At 73.2% G+C, this 24578-nt stretch carries 22 protein-coding genes; 10 read left to right on the forward strand and 12 right to left on the reverse strand.

What is annotated here, in order from left to right:
* Positions 1-52: 52 nt before the first annotated feature.
* Complete coding sequence (locus AB5J54_RS02725; RefSeq protein ID WP_369142232.1) at positions 53-1600, forward strand: serine hydrolase; 1548 nt, start codon at positions 53-55, stop codon at positions 1598-1600.
* A 55-nt stretch (positions 1601-1655) separates the two neighbouring features.
* The gene (locus tag AB5J54_RS02730; RefSeq protein WP_369142233.1) at positions 1656-2114 is read left to right on the forward strand and encodes a TIGR03618 family F420-dependent PPOX class oxidoreductase; all 459 of its coding nucleotides are present in this window, start codon (positions 1656-1658) and stop codon (positions 2112-2114) included.
* Positions 2115-2124: 10 nt separating this feature from the next.
* On the opposite strand, the gene AB5J54_RS02735 is transcribed toward AB5J54_RS02730, so the two are convergent.
* Together AB5J54_RS02735 and AB5J54_RS02740 are read right to left on the reverse strand one after the other, a co-directional pair.
* Positions 2125-3741: a TROVE domain-containing protein gene (locus AB5J54_RS02735; RefSeq protein ID WP_369149198.1), complete on the reverse strand. Its 1617-nt coding sequence runs from the start codon at positions 3739-3741 to the stop codon at positions 2125-2127.
* A 239-nt stretch (positions 3742-3980) separates the two neighbouring features.
* Positions 3981-5522, reverse strand: coding sequence for a hypothetical protein (locus tag AB5J54_RS02740; RefSeq protein WP_369142234.1), 1542 nt, complete (start codon positions 5520-5522; stop codon positions 3981-3983).
* Between the two features lie 118 nt (positions 5523-5640).
* Between AB5J54_RS02740 and AB5J54_RS02745 the strand changes: the two genes are divergently transcribed.
* Positions 5641-6813 (forward strand): sensor histidine kinase, encoded by a 1173-nt coding sequence (locus AB5J54_RS02745; protein ID WP_369142235.1) that lies wholly within the window; start codon positions 5641-5643, stop codon positions 6811-6813.
* On the forward strand, positions 6810-7487 hold the full coding sequence (locus AB5J54_RS02750; protein WP_369142236.1) for a response regulator transcription factor: 678 nt from the start codon (positions 6810-6812) through the stop codon (positions 7485-7487). The genes AB5J54_RS02745 and AB5J54_RS02750 overlap by 4 nt, the downstream gene beginning before the upstream one ends.
* Positions 7488-7489: 2 nt before the next feature.
* Here the strand turns inward: AB5J54_RS02750 and AB5J54_RS02755 are convergent, their stop codons facing one another.
* Positions 7490-7990 (reverse strand): MarR family winged helix-turn-helix transcriptional regulator, encoded by a 501-nt coding sequence (locus tag AB5J54_RS02755; RefSeq protein WP_369142237.1) that lies wholly within the window; start codon positions 7988-7990, stop codon positions 7490-7492.
* 39 nt (positions 7991-8029) lie between these two features.
* Between AB5J54_RS02755 and AB5J54_RS02760 the strand changes: the two genes are divergently transcribed.
* From AB5J54_RS02760 to AB5J54_RS02770, 3 genes are read left to right on the forward strand one after another with little or no spacing between them, the layout of a single operon-like run.
* Positions 8030-9298: an MFS transporter gene (locus AB5J54_RS02760; RefSeq protein ID WP_369142238.1), complete on the forward strand. Its 1269-nt coding sequence runs from the start codon at positions 8030-8032 to the stop codon at positions 9296-9298.
* 57 nt (positions 9299-9355) lie between these two features.
* Positions 9356-10831, forward strand: coding sequence for a hypothetical protein (locus AB5J54_RS02765; protein WP_369142239.1), 1476 nt, complete (start codon positions 9356-9358; stop codon positions 10829-10831).
* Between the two features lie 14 nt (positions 10832-10845).
* Positions 10846-11577: a Type 1 glutamine amidotransferase-like domain-containing protein gene (locus AB5J54_RS02770; RefSeq protein WP_369142240.1), complete on the forward strand. Its 732-nt coding sequence runs from the start codon at positions 10846-10848 to the stop codon at positions 11575-11577.
* Here AB5J54_RS02770 and AB5J54_RS02775 read toward each other — a convergent pair.
* The 8 genes from AB5J54_RS02775 to AB5J54_RS02810 all read right to left on the reverse strand — a co-directional run bounded on the left by AB5J54_RS02775 (position 11558) and on the right by AB5J54_RS02810 (position 19016).
* Positions 11558-12163, reverse strand: coding sequence for a hypothetical protein (locus AB5J54_RS02775; protein WP_369142241.1), 606 nt, complete (start codon positions 12161-12163; stop codon positions 11558-11560). The two genes, AB5J54_RS02770 and AB5J54_RS02775, sit on opposite strands and share 20 nt — an antisense overlap.
* Positions 12160-12387 (reverse strand): hypothetical protein, encoded by a 228-nt coding sequence (locus AB5J54_RS02780; protein ID WP_369142242.1) that lies wholly within the window; start codon positions 12385-12387, stop codon positions 12160-12162. Before AB5J54_RS02780 ends, AB5J54_RS02775 begins: the two co-directional genes overlap by 4 nt.
* Positions 12384-13796: a serine/threonine-protein kinase gene (locus tag AB5J54_RS02785; RefSeq protein WP_369142243.1), complete on the reverse strand. Its 1413-nt coding sequence runs from the start codon at positions 13794-13796 to the stop codon at positions 12384-12386. The genes AB5J54_RS02780 and AB5J54_RS02785 overlap by 4 nt, the downstream gene beginning before the upstream one ends.
* A gap of 176 nt (positions 13797-13972) precedes the next feature.
* Positions 13973-15172, reverse strand: a complete 1200-nt coding sequence (locus AB5J54_RS02790; protein ID WP_369142244.1) for a S8 family serine peptidase — start codon at positions 15170-15172, stop codon at positions 13973-13975.
* A gap of 220 nt (positions 15173-15392) precedes the next feature.
* Positions 15393-16538 (reverse strand): RNA polymerase sigma factor, encoded by a 1146-nt coding sequence (locus tag AB5J54_RS02795; protein WP_369149199.1) that lies wholly within the window; start codon positions 16536-16538, stop codon positions 15393-15395.
* Positions 16539-16546: 8 nt separating this feature from the next.
* The gene (locus AB5J54_RS02800; RefSeq protein WP_369142245.1) at positions 16547-16954 is read right to left on the reverse strand and encodes a YciI family protein; all 408 of its coding nucleotides are present in this window, start codon (positions 16952-16954) and stop codon (positions 16547-16549) included.
* A 41-nt stretch (positions 16955-16995) separates the two neighbouring features.
* Complete coding sequence (locus AB5J54_RS02805) at positions 16996-17670, reverse strand: N-acetyltransferase family protein (protein WP_369142246.1); 675 nt, start codon at positions 17668-17670, stop codon at positions 16996-16998.
* Entirely contained in the window at positions 17667-19016 is a 1350-nt protein-coding gene (locus AB5J54_RS02810) for an MFS transporter (RefSeq protein ID WP_369142247.1), read from the reverse strand. The genes AB5J54_RS02805 and AB5J54_RS02810 overlap by 4 nt, the downstream gene beginning before the upstream one ends.
* Positions 19017-19108: 92 nt before the next feature.
* Between AB5J54_RS02810 and AB5J54_RS02815 the strand changes: the two genes are divergently transcribed.
* Complete coding sequence (locus AB5J54_RS02815; RefSeq protein ID WP_369142248.1) at positions 19109-20077, forward strand: DUF5937 family protein; 969 nt, start codon at positions 19109-19111, stop codon at positions 20075-20077.
* Positions 20078-20179: 102 nt separating this feature from the next.
* Entirely contained in the window at positions 20180-20983 is an 804-nt protein-coding gene (locus AB5J54_RS02820) for a MerR family transcriptional regulator (protein WP_369142249.1), read from the forward strand.
* 99 nt (positions 20984-21082) lie between these two features.
* Here AB5J54_RS02820 and AB5J54_RS02825 read toward each other — a convergent pair whose 3' ends face one another.
* On the reverse strand, positions 21083-23146 hold the full coding sequence (locus AB5J54_RS02825; protein ID WP_369142250.1) for an AAA family ATPase: 2064 nt from the start codon (positions 23144-23146) through the stop codon (positions 21083-21085).
* Between the two features lie 454 nt (positions 23147-23600).
* On the opposite strand from AB5J54_RS02825, the gene AB5J54_RS02830 reads away from it, so the two are divergent.
* Positions 23601-24554 (forward strand): hypothetical protein, encoded by a 954-nt coding sequence (locus AB5J54_RS02830; protein WP_369142251.1) that lies wholly within the window; start codon positions 23601-23603, stop codon positions 24552-24554.
* The last annotated feature ends 24 nt before the right edge of the window (positions 24555-24578 follow it).

A 24578-nucleotide genomic window follows, 5' to 3' on the forward strand; every position in this document is an offset into this window, starting at 1 on the left:
GGCCGGCCGGGTAGCGCGCGACAGACACCGGCGCAGGCCTTTGAATGGAGAAGTGAGCACCGTTCGATGGCTTGCCGCTGCAGGACTCACCGCGCTCCTCGGCGCTACGGCCCCGGGGCCGTCACCGCCCCCGGATCAGCCCCCGCCCCGACTCGACGACGCGGACGTGAAACGTGCCGTCGACCGGCTCGACGGAGTCGTCCGGGACGCCATGAAGCGGACCGGGGTGCCGGGCGTCGCCGTCGCCGTCGTCCACGACGGCAAGGTGATCCACCTGAAGGGGTACGGCGTGCGCAAGGCCGGCGAGAGTGCGGCCGTCGACGCCGACACCGTCTTCCAACTGGCCTCCGTCTCCAAGCCGATCGCGTCCACCGTCGTCTCCGGAGCGGTGGGCACGGAGGGCTGGACGCGGCCGGTGGCCCCCGATGTGCCGGGCTTCGCCCTCAAGGACCCGTGGGTCACCTCCCACGTGACGGTCGCCGATCTGTTCTCGCACCGCAGCGGCCTGCCCGATCACGCCGGGGACCTGCTCGAAGACCTCGGCTACGACCGCTCGTACATCCTGTCGCATCTGCGGTACGAGCCCCTGGCCCCGTTCCGCGCGAGCTACGCCTACACCAACTTCGGGCTCACGGCCGCCGCCCAGGCGGTCGCCGACGAGAAGGGCGTGCCGTGGGAGAAGCTCGCCGCCGACACGCTCTACAAGCCGGCCGGCATGAACTCCACCAGCTCGCGCTTCGAGGACTTCGAGCAGGCGTCCGACCGGGCCTGGGGCCATGTGAAGGTCGACGGCGCCTGGAAGGCGGAGTTCGTACGGGACCCGGACGCGCAGTCGCCCGCCGGTGGCGTCAGTTCCAGTGCCCGTGACATGGCGACCTGGCTGAAGCTCCAGCTCGCCAACGGCAAGCTCGACGGCCGGCAGATCGTCGACGCCGCCGCCCTGGAGCGCACCCACTGGCCCGAATCGGTCGCCAGTCCGCCCCGGGCCCCGGCCGGCCGGACCGGGTTCTACGGCCTCGGCTGGAACGTGAGTTACGACGACGAGGGCCGGCTCAGGCTCTCGCACACGGGGGCGTTCGCCCAGGGCGCGCACACCAACGTGACGATGCTGCCCGGCGAGCAGCTCGGCATCGTCGTCCTCACCAACACCTCACCGGTCGGCGTCGCCGACGCCGTCGCCCTCGACTTCTTCGACATCGCGCAGACCGGCGAGATCAGCCGCGACTGGATTCCGCTCGTGGACGCGCTGTACCAGCAACAGGCGGACGAGGGCCGGTCGAAGACCGACTACGCCCACCCGCCGTCCGGTGCCGCGCCGGCCCAGGCCGCCGACACGTACGCGGGCACGTACGTGAGCCCGTACTACGGGCGCGCAGAGGTCGTCGCGGGTCCGGACGGCACCCTGTCGCTCGACCTGGGCCCGAAGCCGCAGAGGTACCGGCTCACGCACTACGACGGCGACACGTTCAGCTTCCCGACGGCCGGCGAGAACGCCGTGGGCCTGACCGGGGTCACCTTCACCCCGAACGGAAAGTCGTTCACCGTCGAGTACTTGGACACGGAGGGCCTGGGCACGTTCACCCGCACCGGCGGCTCATGAGGGAGGATTTCGGGTGGCGTGGAATGCCCGGGCACGCACGTGAGTTGATCACGTCATGACTCAAGGTCCCGCACCCCGGCCCCTGTCCGACGACGCACTCTCCGCGCTGCTGAGCACGCAACGGTTCGGCACCCTCGCCACCAACAAGCGCAGTGGCCATCCTCATCTGACCACCATGCTCTACAGCTGGGACCCCGAGGCGCGCATCGTGCGGTTCTCCACCACCGCCGACCGCGTCAAGGTGAAGCAGCTCCGGCGTGATCCGCGGGCGGCCGTCCACGTGCCGGGCGGCGACGTGTGGTCGTTCGCCGTGGCCGAGGGCGAGGCCGAGGTCTCGGAGATCACGACCACGCCCGGGGACGCGACCGGGCGGGAGCTGCTCGCGATGATTCCGGAGGACGCGAGGCCGGGGGACGAGAGCGCGTTCCTGGAGCAACAGGTCGCCGAGCGCCGGGTGGTCATCCGGCTGAAGGTCTCGCGTCTGTACGGGACGGCGCTCGACATCGAGGGCTGAGGCGTACGGATCAGGTCGGGGCGTTCTTCTCCGACGCCCACGGCCAGACGGCCTGCCCGCCCGCCTCGATGAGCCCGACCATGCGGAACGCGGCGTCCGTGAGGCCGCCGAAGGTGTGCCGGTGGCGGCCCGTGGGGCCGTGGGCGGGCTGATACCCCGCCAGGTTCCAGGTGTAGACCGGGATGCCGGACGGGACCGTCTCGGCGGGCACGGCAGGCGCGTACGGGGCGGTCTGTTCGTCGGTGACGATCAGGATCCGGTCGTGGGCCCGGTAGTGCTTCCGTACCGCGTTCGCGGTGTACGTGCCTCCCATACTGCGGAAGCGTTTCAGCACCTCAAGGACCGGCTCGCCGGGTTCGTACGGCACCTTTGCGCTGCCCCAGCCGAACTCCACCAGGTCTCCCTGCTCCGCGCGCATGGCCAGCGCGGTGCCGAACACGGCGGCCGCGTCCGCACGGGTCAGCTTCGACCGCTCGGAGACGGTGTCCCAGAACATGGAGTCGGACCGGTCCACGAGGATCAGGGTCCGGCCGGGCAGGGCCGGTACGTTGGCCAGGGAGTGGCCGAGTGCCCGTTCCAACGGGGCCGCCCAGCGCGGCGAGGGCGCGTGCTGATGGGCGGCCAGGTAGCGGAAGGGGAACTGGCGGGACCGGGCGACCTCGGAGGCGTCCGAGAGACGTCCGGCGACCAGGGCCGCGACCTCGTCCGAGATTCCGGCCTCGTCGAAGTTCCGCAGGTTCCGCAGGAGCGCCATCGGCCCCATCGTGGGGATCAGGGCCTCCCAGACAGCCGCGTCCATCGGTCCGTGCAGCCAGCCCGCCACGGCCTCCCACGTCATGCCCGCCGCGGCGAGCCGCTCGGAGCCGCCCGGTCCGGTCACCAGGGCACGCCGCTCCTCCGGCGCCGATTCCATCAGCGCCCGGTGGGCGGTCAGCAGCTGGTCGGAGGCCGGCGGGACCGCCCGCTCGGGGTGGTGACGGCGGTCCAGCGCGTACCGGAAGAGCGCGCCCTGCCACGGCTTGTCCGGGTCGGGGGTGGCGTGCACGAGGTTGAGCACGTCGCCGAAGCGGAAGGCCTTGGACGCGGTGTCGTACTTGAGCAGGGACCGGGACGTGTACAGCCGGCGCACGCCGTCGGCGATGCCCCGCTTCACGGGCTGCGGCACGTTCCGCCCGTGGGCCGAGATCCAGTGGGCGAGCAGTTCGCCGGGCTCGTCGGCGCGCTGGAGCACGGAGTCGATCACGGACCGGTTGGACGGACCGTCGGTGGCCCCGGCCTTGAGCCGGGCCCGTACGTACGCGGCGGCGCCCACCAGGGACGCCGTGCGCATGTTGCCCTCGCCGCGCAGCCAGCGCAGCAGGCCGGCCGTCCACTCGGGGTCCTCGACGGCGAGTCGGCCGACGAGCCGGGTGTAGCGCGCGTCCCGCTCCTCCCCGCCCTCGTAGAACGTCCCCTGGGAGACGAAGTTGCCGACGGCGAGGAGGAAGAGTTCGTCACGGGGCTCCCGGACGAAGGCCGGACCGCCCGAATAGGTGCGGAGCACCTGCCCGACGGGCGGGTGGTAAAGCCGTGGTGGTGACGAGGGCATGGCGCGGGCGGCCGCCAGGATGTGCGGGGCGACGAGCATGTCGGACCACATCTTGGAGACACGTCGGGCGTGACGAGGCAGTGAATCCCCCCGGATTCAGACGATCGGACGGCCCCGGGGCACGAGGTCCGGCGGGGCTGAGGCGCCCGCGCCTGCCGAGATCGGAAAAGGGCGGCGGCGTCACTTTGATTCGGAAGGAAGTAGCCGCAGCCGGGCGCATCGGGAGGCGCGGTCGCGAAGCCAACGTACAAGACCCACCGGACCGCGCACCAACCGATTTAACGCGGGTCGGAGATCGGCGGGGCGCTCTCCGGCAGGCGCCGCAGGGCCAGGCCCAGAAGAACCGCGGCGTACGCGATCAGGACGCCGAGCCCGGCCCACCACGGCAGGGGGAAGTAACCGGTGGAGGGCGCGTAGTGGGCGAGCACCTGCGGATACACGACGAGGGACTGCTGGGTGGCGAAGCCGGCGGCCGGGGTGACCCGTAGGAGCCACTCCGCCAGTCCGTCGGCGAGCAGCGGGAAGGAAGTCGCCACGTACGGGACCGCGATCGCCAGGACGGCGACCGGAGTCGCGAACCGGGCGCGGCGCAGCAGGGCTCCGACCGCGAAGGCGAGCACGGCGGCGAGGGCGAGGGCGGCTGCCGTGCCGACGACGACCCGCGCTCCGGTGAGCGCGGACACTACGGGAACGGGGATGCCGTTGCCCTTCAGGATCGTCACGCCGCCGGGCATCACGATGCCGATGGCGAGGAGACAGGTCACGAACGTGACGGCCCCCACGACGATCGCCTTCGCCCCGAGTTCCGCGCGGGTGACCGGCGCGCCGCCCGCGGCCTCGCGGCGGTACGCGGAGGTGGCGAACCGCGCGGCGACCACGAGGACGATGAGCAGCGCGAGGGCCAGGCCGCCGAGGGTGCGCTCGACCGGGCGTGCGCCGTCCTCCGAGCCCGTGGGACCGATGTCGCCGGTGCCGTAGACCGTGATCGTGCCGTTCTTCTCCACCCCGCCGGCGGCCTGGAAGTACTTCTCCCAGTCGGTCCGGTTCGCCTCGCCGACGGTCTCGCTCCTCCAGCGTGCCTGCGCGACGGCGCCCTTGAGGCCGACGTGGTCGAAGACGCCGCCCGCCTGGGTGAAGCGCACCTGTTCCGTGGCGGCGCCGAGGCCGGCGCGCTGGAGGGTCAGGTCGCCGGGAGAGGTGGCGAACAGGCCGACCTGTACGGTCTCGGGCAGCCCCGGCAGACGTGCCGTACCGACCTCCGTCCAGTGCTCTCCGTCGGCGGACTCGTGGCCGGTGACGGTGTCGCCCGACCGGGTCAGCCGCAGCCAGCGGGGGGCCTGCGCGGACACGTCGCCGCCGTTGCCGGCGCTGCCCGCGATGTCGTGGCGGTAGTCGTACTGCATGCGTACGCCGTGGCTTCCGGTGACCATGAGCGCCGCGTACGAGGATCCCTGACGGGTCCCGTCCTTGATGATGATCCCGGCCTTCGCCCAGGGCACGAGCCCGGGGACGAGCTTGTCGTGGTGCGGCGGCGGGTAGGTGATCGTGCCCTTCATGGACGTCATCCGGACGGTGATGCCGCCGTTCTCACCGAGGTCCTGGTGCATGAGGGAGAACTGGTCGTTGACGAGGGAGCCGTCCGGTGCGGTCGGGTCGGCCGGGCACAGGCCGTCGCAGGACGCGTGGTTGCCGAAGGCGTAGAGCAGGCCGAGGACGATGACGGCCAGTGCGGCGGTCGCCATGGCGATCAGCCGGCCGGGACGCCGGAAGGCGGTCCACTCGCGGTGGACCGCGTGGAGTGTCGTGTGGGTCGAAGACATGACCACGGTTGTACGGAGGTCGCCGTGACGGGGTCCGAACCGCGTCTGTCACCTCGTTGTTAGGTGCGGCGGGGCATGCTGATGTCCGCCGGACACGGGCGGGAGAAGGGGCGAGGGCATGCTGCGGGGCGGGACTGTCGGACGGCGCTTCACGATTTTGTACGCGGCGGGGTTCCTCGGCTCCGGAATCGTGCTGCTCGTCCTGACCTACGTCATGTCCGGCGTCCGGCTCTCCGCACCCGCGCCCGGAAACGTCCCCGCATCCCCGGCGAACCTCTCCGACGCACAGCAGCAGATCCGGGGCCTGCAGAACCAGCTCGCGGAGGTGCACGCCCGGCAGGAGCACCGGATGGTCGTCGCCTGGCTCCTCGCGCTGGTGGTGATGGCGGCCCTCTCCCTCCTGCTCGGTCGTCTCCTGGCCCGCCGGGTTCTGCGTCCGCTGCGGCTCATCACGGCCGCGACGCGGCGGATCTCCGCGGAGAACCTGCACGAGCGGCTCGCGGTGACCGGCCCCGCCGACGAGGTGAAGGAGCTCGCCGACACCGTCGACGGTCTGCTCGAACGTCTTGAGGCCTCGTTCGTCGCGCAGCGCCGCTTCGTCGGCAACGCCTCGCACGAACTGCGTACCCCGCTGGCAACGATCCGGGCATCGCTGGACGTGGCCGTCGCCAAACCGGAGCCCGCGGCCCAGACCCTCGCGCTCGCCGGCCGGGTACGGACCGAGCTGGACCGTGTGGACCATCTGCTCGACGGCTTCCTCCTCCTCGCCCGCGCGCAGCACGGCGCCTTCTCCGACCGGACCCTCGTGTCGCTGGGCGAGCTGGCGCGGGGGGCGCTGGGCGGCCGGGCTCCCGACATCGCCGCGAAGGGCCTGGGCGTGGACGCCGAGGCAGGAGAGGCGGCGTGGACGCGGGGCAGCGCGGTGCTGCTGTCCCGGATGGTGCAGAACGTCGTCGACAACGCGATCGCCCACAACGAGGAGAGCGGCTGGATCCGGGTCGCCACCGACAGCGACGGCTCCGGCGTGCGTCTGGTCGTCGAGAGCGGCGGACCGGTCCTGGAGCAGGGCCGGGTGGACCGCTTGGGGCAGCCGTTCGAGAGACTCGGCGCAGCCCGTACGGGATCGGAGGGCGGTTCGGGCCTGGGCTTGTCGATCGTGGCGGCGATCGTCGCCGCGCACGGCGGCGGTCTCGTCCTGCTGGCGCGTCCGGAGGGTGGTCTGCGGGTCATGGTGACGCTTCCGTCCGCCGCCCCGGAGAATGACGCGGTGCGGGCGGGGGTGCGGGCATGAGGGTTCTGGTCGTGGAGGACGCGCGGTCGCTCGCCGAGGTCGTCGCCGAGGGGCTGCGGGATCAGGGGATGGCCGTCGACCTGGCGCACGACGGCCTCGCGGCCGCCGCCAAGCTCGATGTGAACGCGTACGAGGTGGTGGTCCTCGACCGGGATCTGCCGGGCATCCACGGTGATGTGCTCTGCCAGATGGTCACCGGGCGGGACGACCGTCCGATGGTGCTGATGCTGACCGCGGCCGGGGCGCCCGGCGACCGGGTCAGCGGGCTCACCCTCGGCGCCGACGACTACCTCGCCAAGCCGTTCCACTTCCCCGAACTGGTCCTGCGCATCCGGGCCCTGGCCCGCCGCAGGCCGACCGCCCGCCCCCGTACGCTGCGTGCCGCCGGTCTCGAACTCGACCCGGTGCGCCGCACCGCCGTCCGGGACGGCAGGCCGCTCGCCCTGTCGGTCAAGGAGTTCGCCGTCCTGGAGGCGCTCCTGCGCGCCAGCCCGGGTTTCCTGAGCGCGGAGGACCTCCTGGAGCAGGTGTGGGACGAGAACGCCGATCCGTTCACCAACACGGTGACGGTCACCGTCGGCCGCTTGCGCCGGAAGCTGGGCAGCCCGCCGGTCATCACGACGACGACCGGTGTGGGCTACCGCATCGCCGACGACGCCCCCGCGGCCGGCTGAGCTCAGTCCTCGCTCGTCGGCTGCGTGACGGTGAGCCGCTCCAGCAGGTCCGCGAGGTGTGCCTGTTCCTCCTCGCCGAGTCCGGCGAGGAGCCGGCGCTGGTTGTCGAGGTGGACCGCGATGAGTGTGTCGGTCAGGGCGACGCCCTCGGGGGTGAGGGTGATGAGGCGTCCGCGCGAGTCGGCCTCGTCGACGGTCCTGGCGACCAGACCGCGGGCTTCGAGCCGGTCGACGCGCTTGGTGATGGCGCCGGTGGTGACGAGGACGGTGCGGCTGAGTTCGCCCGCGGAGAGGGCGTAGGGCTCGCCGGTCCGCCGGAGCGCGGCGAGCAGGTCGAAGTCGCCGCTGCCCAGGCCGGCGTCGGCGAAGGGCGGGCGCAGCTGCTGGTCGAGCGTGTGGGTGAGGCGGAAGAGCCGGCCGATGACGAGCATCGGGGACGCGTCCAGATCGGGGCGCTCCCTTCTCCACTGGTCGACGATGGCTGCGATGGCGTCGGGCTGCATCTCTTCACCTTATCTTCCACGGATGATAAATTATCTTCCGTGGAAGATACTCGCGTTCACGAGGCCGCCGCACCCACCGTCCACCGCACCGACGCCCCCTCCCCCGCCCGCCGCAGGCTCATCGCCTCCAGCCTGGCCACCTCCCTCGGCGACGGCATCTACGTGCCGCTGACCATGCTGTTCATCCACGGCCTCACCGGTCTGTCCCTCACGTCGATCGGCACGGGCCTCACGATCGCCGGGCTCAGCGCACTGGCCTTCATGCCCGCCGCGGGCATCCTCATCGACCGCTTCGGCGGCCGCCGCGTGCTCATCGGAGTGCTCGCGCTGCGCGCGATCGGCTTCGCCGCGTACCCGTTCGCCGACTCCTACCCCGCCTTCCTGACGATCGCCCTGGTGGTGGCCGTCGGCATGTGGGCGTCCTCGCCGAGCCAGCAGTCGCTCATCGGCGACCTCGCCCAGGGCGCCGAGCGCGACCGGCTCCTGGCGTGGGACCGCAGCCTGCGCAACGCCGGGATGGGCTGCGGCAGCCTGGCGGCGGCGGGCATGCTCGCGTGGAACGGCACCACGGGCTTCATCGTCGCCGCCGAGGTCCTGGCCGCGGTCTTCGCCGTCGCGGCCGTACTGGTCGCCCGGATCCCCCAGGTCCGCGGCACCACCGAGCACCGGGAGACGCACGGCGGTTACCGCCAGGTCCTCGCCGACCGCCCCTATCTCCTCCTGACCACGGCCAACTTCCTCATCGCCTTCGGCTACACCGCCCAGGCCATGGCCCTGCCCGTCTTCCTCACCCGCGACGTCGCCCTGCCGGACGCCCTGGCGGGGGCGGTCTTCGCGGTCAACACCGTTCTGGTCGCGGCACTCGGCGTGCCGGCCGCCCGGCTGACCGCACGCGGCCGACGCACCCGCACGGCCGCTCTCGGCGCGCTCACCTTCGCGCTCTCGTTCGCCGCCTTCGCCGCCCTCCCCCGGCTGGTCCACGGCGCGGACGCCCTGGTCGCGGTCCTGGCGGTCGCCGCGCTCTACACCGCCGGCGAACTCGTCCACTCCGCCCCCGCCCAGAGCCTCTCCGTCCAGGCCGCGCCCGACCACCTGCGCGGCCGCTACCTGTCGGTCCACCAGCTGTCCTGGTCGGTCTGCCGCACGGTGGCACCCATGCTCCTGGGCTTCCTGCTCGACACGGGCCCGTGGCACCTGGGGGCGGTGCTCGCCGCCCTCGTCCTGACCGGCGCGGCCATCCTCCTGTGCGCGGAACGCTCGCTGCCGGCCCACACGAACATCCCCGGAGCCCGCACGTCGCCGATATGAGATGGACGCGGCGACCGCCCGTGCTGTTGCATCGGGAGGCGACGGGGGAGGTTCGTCGTGCGAGACGCGCTGCTGCTGGGACTGGCCGGGAACCCGACTCTGCCCGCCGACCTGTTCGCCCGGCTGGCGGCGGCGGGCGACGAGGACGTCCTGTACGCCCTGGCCGCGCGCGAACAGTTGACCACGGCTCAGGCCAGAACGCTGCCGGCCGCCGGCGACCCGGCGCTCACCAGCCAACTGGTACGGAGCGGGCGGGTGCCGTGGTCCGAGATTCCCGAAAGCCATCCCCGGCGGGCAGTGGACGCGGTGGTCGGCGGAGTGGCGCCGCTGGCCCTCTGGTGGGACGCCGCCACCGATCCCGACGCCGAGGTGCGGCAGGAGGTCGCCCACGAGCTCGACGCGCCGACCGAGGTCGTCGCCGCCCTCGCCCACGACCCGGACCCCAGGGTCGTGGCGACCGCCGCCGGACACCCGCACCTCCCGCAGGAGCTGCTGCCGGGTCTCGCCCGCCACCCCAGCACGGTGGTACGCGAGGCCGTCGCCGACAACGAGAACGCGCCCGCGCCGGTGCTCGCCGCCCTTCTCGCCGACGGCGGTCACCCGGCCCCGACCCGCTGCGGCGCCTGCCATCGGCGGGAGGCGGCCTGCCTCGACCACGCTGCGGGGGTCCGGCGCGTCCGGCTGGCGGCGGCAGCGCATCCGGCCGTGCCGACGGCGGGACTTGCCGCCTTCCTGGACGCGCCCGAGGTCTGGACGGTCACGGCGTTCGCGGCCCGCACCGACCTGCCGGACGGCTACCTCGAACGACTCGCCGAGCACCCCGCCGCCGATGTCCGGGCCGTGGTCGCCGCCAACCCGGCCGTCCCCGAGCCCCTCCTGCGGACGCTCGCCACCGACCCGGCTGCGGACGTCCGCCGCGCCGTCGCCGAGAACCCGGCCGTCCCGCTCGACCTGCTGATCACGGTCGCGAGGCACGAGCGACTGCCCGACGAACCGGCGCCCCGCGTCGCATCCGCCACGGAGACCGAGCTCCACGCCCTCGTCACGAGTCGTGTGGCGCAGGTCAGAGCACTCGTCGCCGACCGCGCCGAGCTGCCGGCTGCCCTCGTCGAACAACTCGTCACCGACCCGGACCCCGGGGTCGCCCGGCGGATCGCGGCGCACCCCGCGCTCACCCCCGAGCAGCTCGCCGAACTGGTGGAGCGCCACGGGCCGCCCGTCTTCAGCGCCGCCGTCCACCACCCCGGCTGCCCCGCCGCCCTGCTCCACCACATCGCGGCCTCCCCCGCCGCCGGCCGTCGCGTACTGCGGGACACAGCCCGTCACCCCGCGGCTCCCCCGGAAGCGCTGCTCCTCTGCCTGGCCGCCGAGTCCGCGGACGTACGGGAGTACGCGGCCACCCACCCGGCCCTCCCGGTAGCCGTCCTGGAGTCACTGATCGACGGCCCGGACGAGGCGCTGGCCCGTGCGGCCGCGGAGAACCCCTCGCTGCCGGAACGCCTGATGGAACGGATCACCCGGGAGTGCCTGTGAAAAGTGAGCCTCCGATGTCGCCTCTCCCCCCGCGTCGACTGGCTCTCCTCGGGGGCGGCTTCTCCACCGAGGACGACGGGCTGCTCGACGACTGGGTGCTCGGTCATGTGCGCGCCGCTCGTCCCAAGGTCTGCTTCGTCCCCACCGCCAGTGGTGACGCACCGGGTTACGTCGAGCGGTTTCTCGACGCGTACCGGTCGCGCAGCTGCGTACCCAGCGTCCTCCCGCTGTTCCGGCGCGAGCTCGACGACGACGGGTTGCGCACGTTCCTGCTGTCCCAGGACGTCGTGTACGTGGGTGGGGGCAACACCGCGAACCTGCTCGCGGTGTGGCGGGCGCATGGAGTGGACCGGCTGCTGCGCGAGGCGTACGACCGGGGGACTCTGCTGTGCGGGATCAGCGCCGGCGCCAACTGCTGGGCCGACGGCTCGCACACCGACTCCTTCGGGCCGCTGAGGCATCTGTCCGACGGACTGGGTCTGCTGCCCGGCTCGGTCTGTCCCCACTACGACAGTGAGCCGGGTCGGCGCGCGTCCTACCGGGCCGCCGTGGCGAGCGGGGTGCTGGCCGGTGGCTGGGCGGTGGAGGACGGTGTCGGTGCGCTCTTCACGGAGGGCCGGCTGACGGACGCCGTGAGCCGGGTGCCGCATGCGCGGCTGTACCGGGTGGAGCCGGACGAGGACGGTGGGGTGAGGGAATCGTCCCCCTCCGGTCGGCTCCTGGGAGTCACTCGCAGCGGTACGTGAAGGTGCCCTCGGCCGTGTGGGTGGTGGGGGACGTGATCACCAGGCGGGCCACGGCCTGGTGGGTGCCTCGGCCCTCGAAGGTCCACAGGAGGTGGAGTCGCGCCTCGGACCGGCCGCGGGGCACGGTCTCGCGCAGCGGTGCGGAGCGGGTGCCGTCGCTGCGTTCCCAGTGGTACGTGAGGGTGCCCGGGCGGCCGTCGGTACGGACGAGGGCCTGCACGTTCGCCGTGGCGCCGCAGTCGAGCGGTTCCGCGGGGGCGGTGACCTCGACGGCCCGGACCGCGACCCGGGGGCCGTACTCGCGCCACGCGAGCAGAGCCAGGACGGCGAGCAGGATCGCGGCCGCCGGCGCGTACCGCAGGGGCCACCGGGAGCGGGGGCGGCGGGGTGGTGGGGTGCCGGGCAGGGTGCCGTGCCAGATCTGGGCCGCCGTGGGCGTGTTCTCGGCGCGTCGGGCCGCGGCCGCGGTCACCCCCGGGCCGAAGCGGAGGACTTCGCCCTCCACGCGGTCGGGCGTCGGGTCCGGTGTGGGGCCCTGGAACCAGTGGCTGCCCAGTTCGGTGGCGCTGTAGTCGTCGTCGTTCATGTGATCACACACCGCCTGATGAAGATCTGCTGGAAGGAGCCGCCGTTCGCGGCGGCGGGATCCGTGCTCGCGCGCACGCCCCAGTAGCAACCGGCGCCCCGGACCTCGTGCTGGAGCGTCAGGGTGTAGCGGTCCGCTCCTTCGCGCCGGATGGTCTCGGAGCCGTCCGATGTGCCCGGCACGCCCTTCTCGTCGCTGGTGGACCACTCGACGAGGAGGGTCACCGGGCCCGTTCCGTCCGTCGTGATCTCGACGGTGGTCTCGGCCGTCGTCGGCCCGGTCTGGCGCAGGCTGGTGACGGAGACGGACGTGACCGAGACCGGCGGCTGCGTCGGGGGGGCGTCGTCGGTGGGGTGGTGGGGGGGAGTCGTCGGGGGGCTTGTCGGTGGAGTCGTGGGCGGCGTGGTGGGCGGGGGGGCGTCGGTTCCGTGGTGGTGGGGGTGGGCGGTGGTGTGGAGGTCTCCGGCGGTGATGTCGTCGGGGTTTCCGGCGTGGCAGAGGGCTCCTCGGTCGTCGGAGACGGACTCGGGGCCGATGGACTCGGGCTCGGGCTCGGTGACGTGTTCGTCGTGGCGAAGGCCTGCGCGGCCTCGTCGCCGTCCGACTCCTCTCCCCCCGCCTGCGCCGCGAGGGCGAGCAGCAGCGCCAGGGCGAGGGCGGCCGCGCCCGCGGGCAGCCCGTGCGGGAGCCACCGGCGCAGGCCCCGCGCCGGGGGCGCGGGCAGGGTCGTCGTGGCGAGCGCGGTGGTGCCCTGGGCCGGACCGCCGGAGGAGGGGAAGAGCAGCGGCAGGAGCGCGGCGAGGGCCGCGAGGCGTCCCCGGCCCCGCTCCTCCCAGTCCGGTCCGTACGCGGCGGTGGCCACCGACTCCAGTTCGCTGACGAACGCGTCGGCGTTCTCGGGCCGTTCGTGCGGGGCCTTGGCGAGGCCCCGGCGAATGAGCGGGCGCAGCGGCTCCGGGGCCTGTCCGTCGGGTACGGGTGCCTCCAGGTGCTGGAGGGCGAGTTCGGCGAAGTTGTCCCCGGCGAAGGGCTTGCGGCCGGTCAGGCACTCGAAGAAGGTCGCGGTCGCCGCGTAGACGTCGGCCGCGGGCGAGGCGGGGGCGCCGTTCCACTGCTCGGGTGCCATGTAGGCGGGCGTCCCGGCGATGCCGGGGCGGCTGTCCCGGCCGGCCGCGATCCCGAAGTCGACGAGTTTGGAGGACCCGTCGGCGGCGACGAGGACGTTCTCGGGTTTGTAGTCCCGGTGGACGACGCCCGCCCGGTGCGCGGCGGCGAGGCCGAGGAGCGAGCCCTTGAGGACCGCGAGGGCGGCCTCGGGGCCGGTCGCGCCCTCGCGGGCGAGGAGGGCGCGCAGCGCGACGCCGTCCACCAGCTCCATGACGATGGCCGCTCCGCGCGGCGCTTCGACGTACTCGTAGAGCCCCACGACGTGCGGTGTGTCGAGGGCGCCGAGGAGCCGGGCCTCGGAGCGGAAGCCGTGGACGAAGGCCTGGTCGGAACGGAGGCGTTCGCTCAGGTACTTGACGGCCACGGGTGTGCCGGTCGCGTCATGGGTGGCCAGCGCCACCCGTCCGCTGCCGCCCGCGCCCAGCTCCCGGGACTCCGTGTAGCCCGGGACCACCCATGCGCTCATCCCCGCACCCCCTCGGACGCCGTGGCGGGCTCTGGCGAAGCCGCCCAGCCTTCCTCCACAGGGACAGATTCTCGCCACGGCCGGTTCCCGGCGAAAGGAGGCAGACGGGGTGGAAAGGGGGAACGGCCCCCCACGATCGTGGAGGGCCGTCCGATGTGCCGTGTGGTGCGGTGCCGTTACGGGGTCACCTTGAGGAGCTTGTTCGCCGTGCCGGCCGAGGGGTTCTTGATGGCGTCCGGTGTCGCCGCCCCGGTCAGCGCGGCGGCCGTGTCGGCGGGCGTCGCCGACGGGTGGGCCGCCAGGTAGAGGGCCGCGGCACCCGTCACGTGGGGCGTGGCCATGGACGTTCCGGAGATCGTCTTGGTGCCGGTGTCGCTGTCGTTCCAGTCCGACGTGATGTCGGAGCCGGGGGCGTACAGGTCCACCACCGCGCCGAAGTTGGAGAAGTCCGACTGCTCGTCGTCCTTGGTGCTGGAGGCCACGGTGATGGCCTCGGGCACCCGGGCCGGCGAGCCCTGGCCGGCGTCGGAGGACTCGTTGCCGGCCGCGACCGCGAAGGTCACGCCGGACGCGATGGCGCGCTGGACCGCGGCGTCGAGCGCCTCGTCGGCGCCGCCGCCGAGGCTCATGTTGGCGACGGAGGGCCCGGAGTGGTTCTTCGTCACCCAGTCGATGCCCGCCACGACCTGCTCGGTGGTGCCGGACCCGTTGTCGTCGAGCACGCGCACGGCGACGATCTTCGCCTTCTTGGCGACACCGTGGGAGGTGCCGGCGATGGTGCCCGCGACGTGGGTGCCGTGGCCGTTGCCGTCGTCGGCCGAGTCGTCGTTGTCCACGGCGTCGAAGCCGTGGGTGGCCCGGCCGCCGAAGTCCTGGTGGGTGATCCGGACGCCGGTGTCGATGACGTACGTGGTGACGCCCTCGCCTCCGCCGTCGGGGTAGGTGTACTTGTCGTCGCCGGCCGTCTCGGCCTGGTCGATCCTGTCCAGGCCCCAGGACGGGGGCTTCTCCTGCGTCTCCTTGATGGTGAAGCGCTTGTTCTGGACGACCGTCTCGACGGCGGGGTCGGCGGCGAGGCGCTTGGCCTCCTCGACGGACAGGCCCGATGCGGAGAAGCCGTTGACCTCCGAGCCGTAGGAGCGCTGGAGGGTGCCGCCGTACTTCTTCGCGAGGTCCGCCTTGTTCGCGGATGCGTCGAGGATGACGACGAAGCTGCCGGAGATGGCGCCCGGGGCGCCGAGTCCGTGCACGGTGCCCTCTGCCGGAGCGGCCGCGCCGGCGAGGTTGCCCGCGAGCAGCACCGCGGTGGCGGCGCCTGCTACTCCTGCGGCTATGGCCGCGTTGCGAAGTCCGCGGGATCGCTTGTGAGTTGCCATGAAAGGGGTCTCTCCTCGTGTTGACGTGTGGGGCGTCAAACGTTCGAGGGAAACCCTGTGCGAGTTGGCAGGAGCAAATCAAGTGCGAACCAGGGGTAAGGGGTTCTTCAACAAGGTTTCTTAATAAGCTCTCCTCATCGCCTCCACCTCGCACACGCCGTACCGCGAACTCCTCCGTGAAATGGGCACGTTCGGCGCGGCCCCCGGGCCGGACGGGGAGTCAGTGACGCAAGCGGGTGTTGAGGCGGGCGGCCTGACGGGTCAGATGGTCGCGCTCCCGGAGGTCGGTCGCCTTCTTCGCCGCCTCGGCGTACAGCCGCGCCGCCGTCGCGAGATCGCCGGAGCGTTCCTGGAGGTACGCCGCCACGGCCGCGTACCGGGGCAGGGCGGCGTCCAGCTCGGCGAGCTCCGCCAGACCGGCGCGCGGCCCGTCGGCCTCGCCGACGGCGACCGCGCGGTTGAGCCGGACGACCGGGCTGTCGGTGAGGCCCGTGAGCTCGTCGTACCACTCGACGATCTGCACCCAGTCGGTCTCCTCCGCCGTGAGCGCGTCGGCGTGGAGCGCGGCGATGGCGGCCTGCGCCTGGAACTCGCCGAGGCGGTCGCGGGCGAGCGCCGCCTGAAGGATCTCGATGCCCTCGGCGATCGCCCCCGTGTCCCACCGGCCGCGGTCCTGCTCGGCGAGCGGCACGAGGCTGCCGTCGGGCGCGGTCCGCGCGGCGCGGCGGGCGTGGTGGAGCAGCATGAGGGCGAGGAGCCCCGCGGCCTCGGGGTGGTCGATCGCGGCCGCGAGCTGCCGGGTGAGGCGGATGGCCTCTGCGGCGAGGTCGACGTCGCCGGAGTAGCCCTCGTTGAAGACCAGATAAAGGACGCGCAGCACGGTGGCGACGTCGCCGGGGCGGTCGAGCGGCACTCCGGAGACGGTGCGCTTCGCACGGCTGATGCGTTGGGCCATGGTCGCCTCGGGCACCAGGTAGGCCTGGGCGATCTGGCGGGTGGTCAGGCCGCCGACGGCCCGCAGCGTGAGCGCGACCGCCGACGAGGGCGTCAGGGAGGGGTGGGCGCAGAGGAAGTACAGCTGGAGCGTGTCGTCCACCGAGGGCACGGGACCGGGCGCGGGCTCCTCGTCGACGAGGTCCTCGCGCCGGCGCCGGGCGGTGTCCGCGCGGGTCGCGTCCAGGAACTTGCGCCAGGCGACGGTGACCAGCCAGCCCTTCGCGTCGCGGGGAGGATCGTCCGGCCAGACGCGGACCGCCTCCACGAGGGCGTCCTGGACGGCGTCCTCGGCCGCCGCGAAGTCGGCTCCGCGGCGGACGAGGACGGCGAGGACGCCCGGCGTGAGGCTCCGGAGCAGGGCCTCGTCCATCGGTGACGTCACTCCGTGATGGTGGGCGGAGCGGCCATGAACGGACGGAGCTCCAGCCACTCGTGGATCGGCTTCCCGCCGGCCCCGGGGGCCGCCGAGAGCTCCCCGGCGAGCTCGACGGCGCGCTCGTAGCTGTCGACGTCGATGACCATCCAGCCGGCGATGAGGTCCTTGGTCTCGGCGAACGGACCGTCGGTGACCGGCGGCCGGCCCTCTCCGTCGTACCGGACCCACGTCCCCTCGGGGGCGAGCCCCTGGGCGTCGATGAACTCGCCGGTCTTCTCCAGCCGGGCCGCGAAGTCGTGCATGTACTGGATGTGCGCCGAGATCTCCTCCGGCGTCCACTGGTCCATGGGCACGAAGCCGTCCGGGCACGGGGCGCCGCGGTAGTGCTTCAGGAGCAGGTACTTGGCCATGGTGCTCTCCTCGGTGCGGATGCGACCCATTCTGGTCGCTCTCACACCGGGGACGGAGCAGCCCACGGGTTCTCGACATCGCCGCCGGAATTTTCTTCCGGCTTCGTCGGCCTGCCCAGGTACCAGACGGGGCCGGGGTCGTCCACGGGCAGCAGCCGGAAGCCGAGCCGGTCGTAGAACGCCCGGGCCGGGGTGTTCGCCCGCGCCATGCAGAGGTGCACGGCCCGGACGCCGTGCCGGTGCAGGGCCTCCAGGAGGGTGGACATGAGGGCGCGGCCGTACCCCCGGCCCTGCCATGCGGGCAGCAGGTCGATGTGGAGGTGGGCGGGGAAGTCCGTGAGTTCGTCGCGGACCATCCGCTCCGGCGTGTGCAGCAGTCCGGTCATCTCCTCGGCCGGAGTGCCGGCCGCCCCCGTGAGCGGCGGGTACCGGTCCGTCACCCTGGGCAGCCACTCGGCGCGGAACCTTCCGGCGAACGCGGTCGTGTCCGGCACCCCCAGGACGTAGCCGACGGCGCTCCCGGCACCGTCGTCCAGGACGAAGGCGAAGTCGGGTGCGAAGTCCACGTACGGGTAGGCGAAGATCGTCGGGAGCAGCTCGGGGTCGGGGTACAGGTGCGACGCGTCGCCCCCCTCGTGCGCCGTCCTGACGCAGATGTCGCCGAGCGCGGCGCGGTCCGCGGGCCGGTACGGGCGGATGAACGGTTCGGTCGTCACCCGGTGCACCCTGCCACCTTGGGAGCGCTCCCGCAGGCTTTTTCCTCGACCGGGAGGTCACGGCGTCCTCGCAGCGGGGACAGGAGCGTCGGCAGGAAGCTCAGCGCGAGGAGAACGCCGCCCGCCCAGAGGGCCGCGCGCGGCGAGGAGTACGCGCCGATGGCACCGGCGAGCGCGGCGGCGAGGGCCATCGTCCCGGTGAGCAGGAACCGGAAGGTGGCGTTCATGCGGCCGAGCAGGGCGGACGGGGTCAGACGCTGACGGAGGCTCACGCCCAGGACGTTGGCCGTCCCCGTCCGTACGGCGAAGGCGAACCATCCCGCGCCCGCCACCCACAGCCAGCCGCCCCGGTCCATCAGGGGCACCAGAAGACCCGCCGGGCCAAGGTACAGGCCGGCCACGACCAGCCCCCGACCGTGGCCGAACCGGTCGGCGAGCGGACGGGCGCAGCGGGCCCCGACGAACAGCCCGGCGCCTCCGACCGCCCAGAACAGACCGAGCGCGCCCGCCGACAGACCGAGGTCACGGGTGAACATCACGGGGAGCATCGTGTTGACCATGACCGCTCCGAGGTTGCCCACCGCGCCGCTGAGCGCGAGGGCGCGCAGTTCCGCGTGGCGCAGGACATGACGCAGGCCCTCGGCGATCTGGGCGCGCAGGTTCGGACCCGGGCCGGTGGCCTGAGCGACAGGGGTCGCGGGCGCGGCCTTGCGTGCCATCCACATCAGCTGGAGTCCCGACCCGAGGTGGCCCACCGCGGAGCACACCACGGCGAGCGGTGCGCCCAGGAGCTGCACCAGCGCGCCGCCCGCTCCCCGCCCCGCCACGTTGCCCGCGGCCATCAGACTCACCAGCGCCGAGTTCGCCGGAACGAGGGCGGCGGGCCCGACGAGCCGGGGCAGGGCGCTCTGCCCGGCGACGTCGAAGAGCACCGTGGCCACGCCGTTCAGGAACACCACCGCGCACAGGCTCCAGAAGGTCAGGAGCTCGCACCACCACGCCACCGGGATCCACGCGAGGAGCGCGGCGCGCACCAGGTCCGCCGCGATCAGGACCGTGCGGTGGCGCATCCGGTCGACCCACGCGCCCGCGGGAAGGCCGATGAGCAGGAACGCCGCCGTGCTGAGGGAGCCGAGGAGGCCGACCTGGCCGGGCCCGGCATCCAGGGCGAGGACGGCGATCAGCGGGACGGCGACGTACGAGACGTTCGTCCCGAGGGTGCTCAGTACGGAGGCGGAGAACAGGACGCGGAAGTCCCTCGTACGCCAGGGGGACCGGGCGGCACGAGGATGCTGCGCGCGCCGGGGAGACCGCAGGCGCCGCGAGGCGAGGAGGAAGGTCGGCATGCCCGGTACGGTGGCCGGTCGTCACAGCCCGGGGCCAATGTTTTAGCCTCACGTGAATCCAGGGAACACCGGCCCGGCAGAAGGGGGCACCCGTGCTGGAGATCGAGTTCTCGGCCGAGGACGTCGCGCGCACGCGCTTCGCCATCTCACCGCTCTGGGAGGTCGTGGCCGGCGCCCGGGTGCTCCTGGGGTCCGACGAGCAGGCCCTGCACCGGCGCTGGGCCGCGCAGGTACGCGCCCGGATCGCGGCCGCGCGGCTCGATCTGACGCCGCTGACCTCGCTGGTGCCGGTGCCTGCGCCGTCCATCCCCGGCTTCCTCTGCCCGCCGCCCAGCACGTCCGGCCCGACGCTCTCCGTGGAGCTGGCCGCGCTGCGCGCAACCCCGCCCGAGCGGCTCCGGGCCTCCGCGGCCGAGGCGGGGCCCGGCGTCGACGCGCTGCGGGCCGATCCGGAGCGCGGGCTCGGGCGGCTCGCCGATGTCATCGCCGCCTTCTGGGAGCTCGCGATGGCCCCGTACTGGCCCCGGATCCAGACGCATCTGGAGGCCGACATCCAGTACCGGGCGCGCCGCTTCGCCGAGGGCGGGACGCGCACTCTCTTCGAGGACCTCGAACCCCGACTCGCCTGGAACGCGGGCACGTTGAGCGTCCAGCACCGCTTCGTGCACGGCGTGCGGAAGCTGGACGGGCGCGGGCTGCTCCTCGTGCCCTCGGCGTTCGTCTGGCCCCGGATCTTCTCGACGACGGACCCGCTGTACCAGCCGACCCTGCGCTATCCCCCGCGCGGCATCGGCACCCTGTGGGAAGCCCCGCCCGAATCGGCCTCTCAGGCCCTGTCCGGAGTCCTCGGCCGGTCGCGGGCACAGCTGCTCGCGGAGCTCACGGCCCCGGCGTCGACGACCGAACTGGCCGGGCGCACGGGCCTCACCCCCGGTGGGGTGTCCCAGCACCTCGGCGCCCTGCGCGCGGCCGGTCTCGTATCGGCCCACCGGGCCGGACGGGCCGTGCTGTACGCACGCACGCGCGTGGCGGAGGAACTCGTCGCGGGGGCGGGTCGGTGAGGTCCCGGGTCGAAGGGTTGAAGTTACCGTTGCGGCAGCTTCTACCGTCCTGACCAGGGCCGGAGAGACCGGCCCCATGACGCACTCGTATGGGAGGCGGCAATGGACTGGCCGATCGCGGAGGTCGCCCGGATGTCGGGCGTGACCGCCCGGACCCTGCGGCACTACGACGAGATCGGCCTGCTGCCGCCGGCCCGGATCGGCGCCAGTGGCCACCGCCACTACGGGGAGCAGCAGCTCCTGCGCCTGCAGCAGATCCTCGTGCTGCGGGCGCTGGGCGTGGGACTGCCCGAGATCGGCCGGATCCTCGCCGCGCAGGTCGACGAGGTGGAGGCCCTGCGCGGCCACCACCGGCGGCTGCTCGCCGAGCGGGACCGGCTCGACGCCCTGGCCGCCACCGTCTCCCGCACGATCGGCGAACTGGAGCAGTCCAGGAAGGACGGCACATCCATGACCGCGATCAACCGGCCCGAGAACCTTTTCGAGGGCGTGCAGCCTGCCCAGTACGAGGAGAGCCTGCGCAACTTTCCCGAGCACCGCGAGGCGGTCGCCCGCCGGGTCACCGAGATGACTCCGCGGGCGATCGAGGCGGGGCAGCGCGAGCGCACGGCGCGGATGGTGCGGCTCGCCGAGCTGATGGCCGCCGGTCTGGCGGCCGACGCCGAACCCGTACAGGCCGAGACGGACGCCCAGTACCGGGCCCTGACGGAACTGCGGGCCGACTCCCGATCTGTCTCCGGCTCCGGCTCCGTCTCCGTCTCCGTCTCCGTCGAGGAGTTCCGCGCCATCGGGCGCTCCTGCGTGGAGAACGAGCAGTGGCGTGCGGCGTACGAGGCGATCGCGCCGGGCCTCGCCGTGTACCAGCGCGACGCCATCGAGGCGTACGCGGAGTCCAGGCTGGGCTGAACCGGACGGTGTTGCCGGAGGCAGTGCGCTGTCGTCCGCGGCGCACTGCCTCCGGGGCCGGCTGTCCCCCCACAACTCGCTGTCACCCATGGCTCACTGTCACCGCTGGGCCAGGCGCGCCGTCGCCGGCGGGGTCTGCGCCCCGCCCCGGGGCCCGGGGAGGCGCGGGCGCTGGTGCGGCTTCGGACCGCCGGTCGCCGTCGCGGACAGGTCGAGGGCGGTGAGGAGGAGGAGCAGGGCGCGGCGTGCCTGGGGGGCGTCGAGGCGGGCTTCGAGGTCGGCGAGCGCGCGCCGGGCCCGGTGCCGGGCGCGGCCCGTGCGTCCGGCACGGTGGTCGGCGAAGGCGCGGGCGTAGTGGGCAAGGGCCGCGGCCCAGGCGTCGTTCGCGCAGCTCGCCTGTGCGAGGGCCCGGCGCGCGGTGCGGGCCGCCGCCGCGGGGGCGCGGTGGGCCTGGACCACGGCGAGGGCGGCCAGGCTCACGGTGGGCGGCGGGCCTCCGGGGACACCGCTCGGCGTGGTGTCCGCCGCCTGCCGGTAGAACTCCGCGGCCGACTCCCGGTCCTGCCGCTGCCACGCGAGCGTCCCGTGCACGTGGGCGATCCGGCCGAGGAGGGCGTCGTCACCGGCGAGCACGGCCGTCGGCCAGGCGAGGGACAGCAATCGGTGCGCCGTGCGCGGGTCACGGGCGGCGCCGAGCCAGGCGGCGAGCCATCGGCCCCGCGCCACGAGCGGGGTGTCGGCGGGCAGCCGGGTCAGCAGGACGCGCAGGTGGTCGCCGCCTTCGCGGGCGTGGTCATGGACGGCCCACCAGAACCACAGGTGCAGCATGGTCTCCAGGGCCGCCTCGGCGTGACCGGTCCCGTCCCCCGCACGGTGCACGAGGGCCATCAGGTCGTCGTGTTCGTCCCGGACGGTCTGGAGCGCCTGGCGCTGGAGGCCCGTGTTCCACAGGGTCTCGGCGACGGCCGCCACGCCGCGGAAGTGGATCGCGTGCCGGTCCCGTGTCGCCGGCCCTTCGCCGGCCGCCGAGAGCCGTTCCGTGCCGAAGTCCCGGGCGGCCCTGGCCATCCGGTAGCGGGGCGGGCGCACCGCGCCGGCGTCCCCGAGCGCCTGGAGCACACCCGTGGCGCTCAGCATCGCCAGGGCGGAAGGCACTTCGTGCGGCGCGAGGCCGGAGCCCGAGCACACGAACGCCGCCGCCGCCTCGGTGAAGGGCCCGGCGAACACGCTCAGCCGGCGCCAGACGCTGCGCTGCGCCGGTTCGCACAGGGCGTGGACGGCCCCGATGGAGGTGCGCAGCGTGCGGTGCCGCAGGAGGAGTGGGGCGGGGTCGGCCAGTCGGCACTGGCCGGATTCGAGGTGGGCGACCAGCTCGTCCATCGTCCACTCCCCCAGCCGGCCGGCGGCCAGTTCGAGGGCCAGGGGAACGCCCTCCAGCAGCCGGCAGACCCGGGTCACGGCCGCCGGATCGGCCTCCTCGCGCCAGCCGCGCTCCCGCGCACGGGAGACCAGGAGTTCCGCGGCCGGGGACGTACCCGTCCGGCCCGGTGCCGTCTCCACCGGCAGTGGCGCCAGTCTGATCACCTTCTCGTCGCCGAGCCCGAGCGGTCGCCGCGCGGTCACCAGGACCCGTACCCCGGGCTGGTCCATCAGCAGCGTCTGGACCAGGCCGACGCCCTCCGTGTGCACGGGATCGACGTCGTCCAGGAGGAGCAGCACGCCACCGACCGAGACGCCGACGTCCGGCACGGCGATGTCCGTGACGGCAGGATCCGGCACGACGACGTCCGACCCGGCAGGTTCAGGCACGGCGACATCCGACCCGGCAGGATCCGGCACGGCGCCGTCCGAGACGCCAAGGCCCGGCACGGCGTGGTCCGTTCGCGTCGGATCCCAGGCCGGCCGGGCACCGCCGAGAGCCCGGGCGACCCGCGCCGTCAGCGCCCGGCGTCCCACGGGGATCCCGTCGTGCCACCGCACCCGGACCACCGTCCGCCAGGGGCCGTCGAGAGGTGACGCGACGGCGGCCAGCGCCAGACGGCTCTTCCCCGTCCCGGCGGCACCGGTCACGGTGACCAGCCGGTGCCCGGACAGGGCGCCCCGGAGCGCGGCGAGCTCCTCGTCGCGTCCGACCAGGGCGGGACCGTCCCGGAGGCAGTCCACGAACTGGGCATCGCGTCCCTCGCCCCGAGTCCACATCTCCGGCACCGCGCACCATCCAGATCTTCGCTGTCGCCGCCGACCCGCCACGATCGGGAGTCGGCACAGAACCCGCAGGTCCCGGATGCAGAACCGTCACTGCACCGGTCGTCACGGCATTCCCAACGCGCTCCCCCGGCCACGGGTGGCGCGCCCACGGGACGAACCACCCGCCGCAACGAACGAGAGAACGCGTGACCGACAAGAAGAACCACGCGATGTCCCGAGCGCGGAGCCACGCGAGGACCGACGAAGACCCACGCGCCGCGACGCCCTCACCGACCCATCCGGACCCCCCTCTTCCGTTGGCTTGAAAGCGATCTGCTTGACGTTCCTGGCAGTTGATGATCAATTCAAGTACTCTTCGAACGCGCCGGGGGCGTCTTGGGATCACCCGGGATCAGAACCTGGGGGGCCAGTGACCAACGCCACCACGCTCGACCTGCCGTTTCCGCCGCGCGCGAATCCGAACCAGGCATCCGTCGCACCCCGCCACCGGGACTGGCTCCTCCATCACGAGGGCCTCGCGGCGTCCATAGCCCTGCCGTCGTACGAGAAGTGGGACGTACCGCGACTCGCCGCTTTCACCAGCCCTGATTCCGCCGCCGACGACCTCGTCCTCGCCGCGGACCTGCTGGGCTTCTATTTCCTCTTCGACGACGGCTTCGACTCGGACCTCGGTCGGGCGCCGGCGCAAGTGGCCGAGATATGCACCCGCCTGACGGCCCTTCTGTACGGGGACGGCCCCGCCCCCGAGGTCCGCACGCCCGTCGAGAAGGCCTTCGCCGATCTCTGGGAGCGGAGCGCCCGCGGCATGTCCGCACGGTGGCGGGCACGGTCCGCCTACAACTGGGAGTGGTACTTCGCGTGCCACCCCGCCGAGGCCGCCGGCCGGCTCTCCGGGCGGCTCCCGGACCGGGAGAGCTATCTGGCGCTGCGCCGTGGGACGGCGGCCATGGAGACCCTCTTCGACATGGTCGAGCGGCTCAACCGCTTCGAGCTGCCACAAGAGGTGCTGCACCACCCGACCCTCCGCCGGATGCGTCAACTGGCCGCCGACATACCGTCGTTCACCAATGACGTGCATTCGTACGCGCAGGAGCTCGCCCGCGGTGACGTCGCCAACCTGGTGATGATCGTCCGCGAGGAACGCGGTGGCACCCCCGAGGAGGCGGCGGTGCAGGTGATGCGCGAGGCCCAGGCGATGGTCGACCGCTTCGTGGCGCTGTCCTCCGAAGTCCCCGAGATCTGCGACCTGTTCGACCTCGCGCCGACCGCTCGCGAGGCGGCCCGCCGCTACGTCGACGGTCTCGCCTCCTGGATCGCCGGCTACCACCGCTGGGAGGTCGACACCGGCCGCTACGACCGCTGAGCCGCACGGCCCCTGACCCTTCAG

Origin of the sequence: Streptomyces sp. R44 (genome assembly GCF_041053105.1) — a bacterium.
Taxonomy (GTDB): Bacteria; Actinomycetota; Actinomycetes; order Streptomycetales; family Streptomycetaceae; genus Streptomyces.

Bases quoted from the DNA above. Each gene is read 5' to 3' on its own strand.
- AB5J54_RS02730 (WP_369142233.1), top strand. From the start codon at position 1,656: ATGACTCAAGGTCCCGCACCCCGGCCCCTGTCCGACGACGCACTCTCC.
- AB5J54_RS02735 (WP_369149198.1), bottom strand. From the start codon at position 3,741: ATGCTCGTCGCCCCGCACATCCTGGCGGCCGCCCGCGCCATGCCCTCG.
- AB5J54_RS02740 (WP_369142234.1), bottom strand. From the start codon at position 5,522: ATGTCTTCGACCCACACGACACTCCACGCGGTCCACCGCGAGTGGACC.
- AB5J54_RS02745 (WP_369142235.1), top strand. From the start codon at position 5,641: ATGCTGCGGGGCGGGACTGTCGGACGGCGCTTCACGATTTTGTACGCG.
- AB5J54_RS02750 (WP_369142236.1), top strand. From the start codon at position 6,810: ATGAGGGTTCTGGTCGTGGAGGACGCGCGGTCGCTCGCCGAGGTCGTC.
- AB5J54_RS02755 (WP_369142237.1), bottom strand. From the start codon at position 7,990: ATGCAGCCCGACGCCATCGCAGCCATCGTCGACCAGTGGAGAAGGGAG.
- AB5J54_RS02770 (WP_369142240.1), top strand. From the start codon at position 10,846: ATGTCGCCTCTCCCCCCGCGTCGACTGGCTCTCCTCGGGGGCGGCTTC.
- AB5J54_RS02775 (WP_369142241.1), bottom strand. From the start codon at position 12,163: ATGAACGACGACGACTACAGCGCCACCGAACTGGGCAGCCACTGGTTC.
- AB5J54_RS02785 (WP_369142243.1), bottom strand. From the start codon at position 13,796: ATGAGCGCATGGGTGGTCCCGGGCTACACGGAGTCCCGGGAGCTGGGC.
- AB5J54_RS02790 (WP_369142244.1), bottom strand. From the start codon at position 15,172: ATGGCAACTCACAAGCGATCCCGCGGACTTCGCAACGCGGCCATAGCC.
- AB5J54_RS02795 (WP_369149199.1), bottom strand. From the start codon at position 16,538: ATGGACGAGGCCCTGCTCCGGAGCCTCACGCCGGGCGTCCTCGCCGTC.
- AB5J54_RS02800 (WP_369142245.1), bottom strand. From the start codon at position 16,954: ATGGCCAAGTACCTGCTCCTGAAGCACTACCGCGGCGCCCCGTGCCCG.
- AB5J54_RS02810 (WP_369142247.1), bottom strand. From the start codon at position 19,016: ATGCCGACCTTCCTCCTCGCCTCGCGGCGCCTGCGGTCTCCCCGGCGC.
- AB5J54_RS02820 (WP_369142249.1), top strand. From the start codon at position 20,180: ATGGACTGGCCGATCGCGGAGGTCGCCCGGATGTCGGGCGTGACCGCC.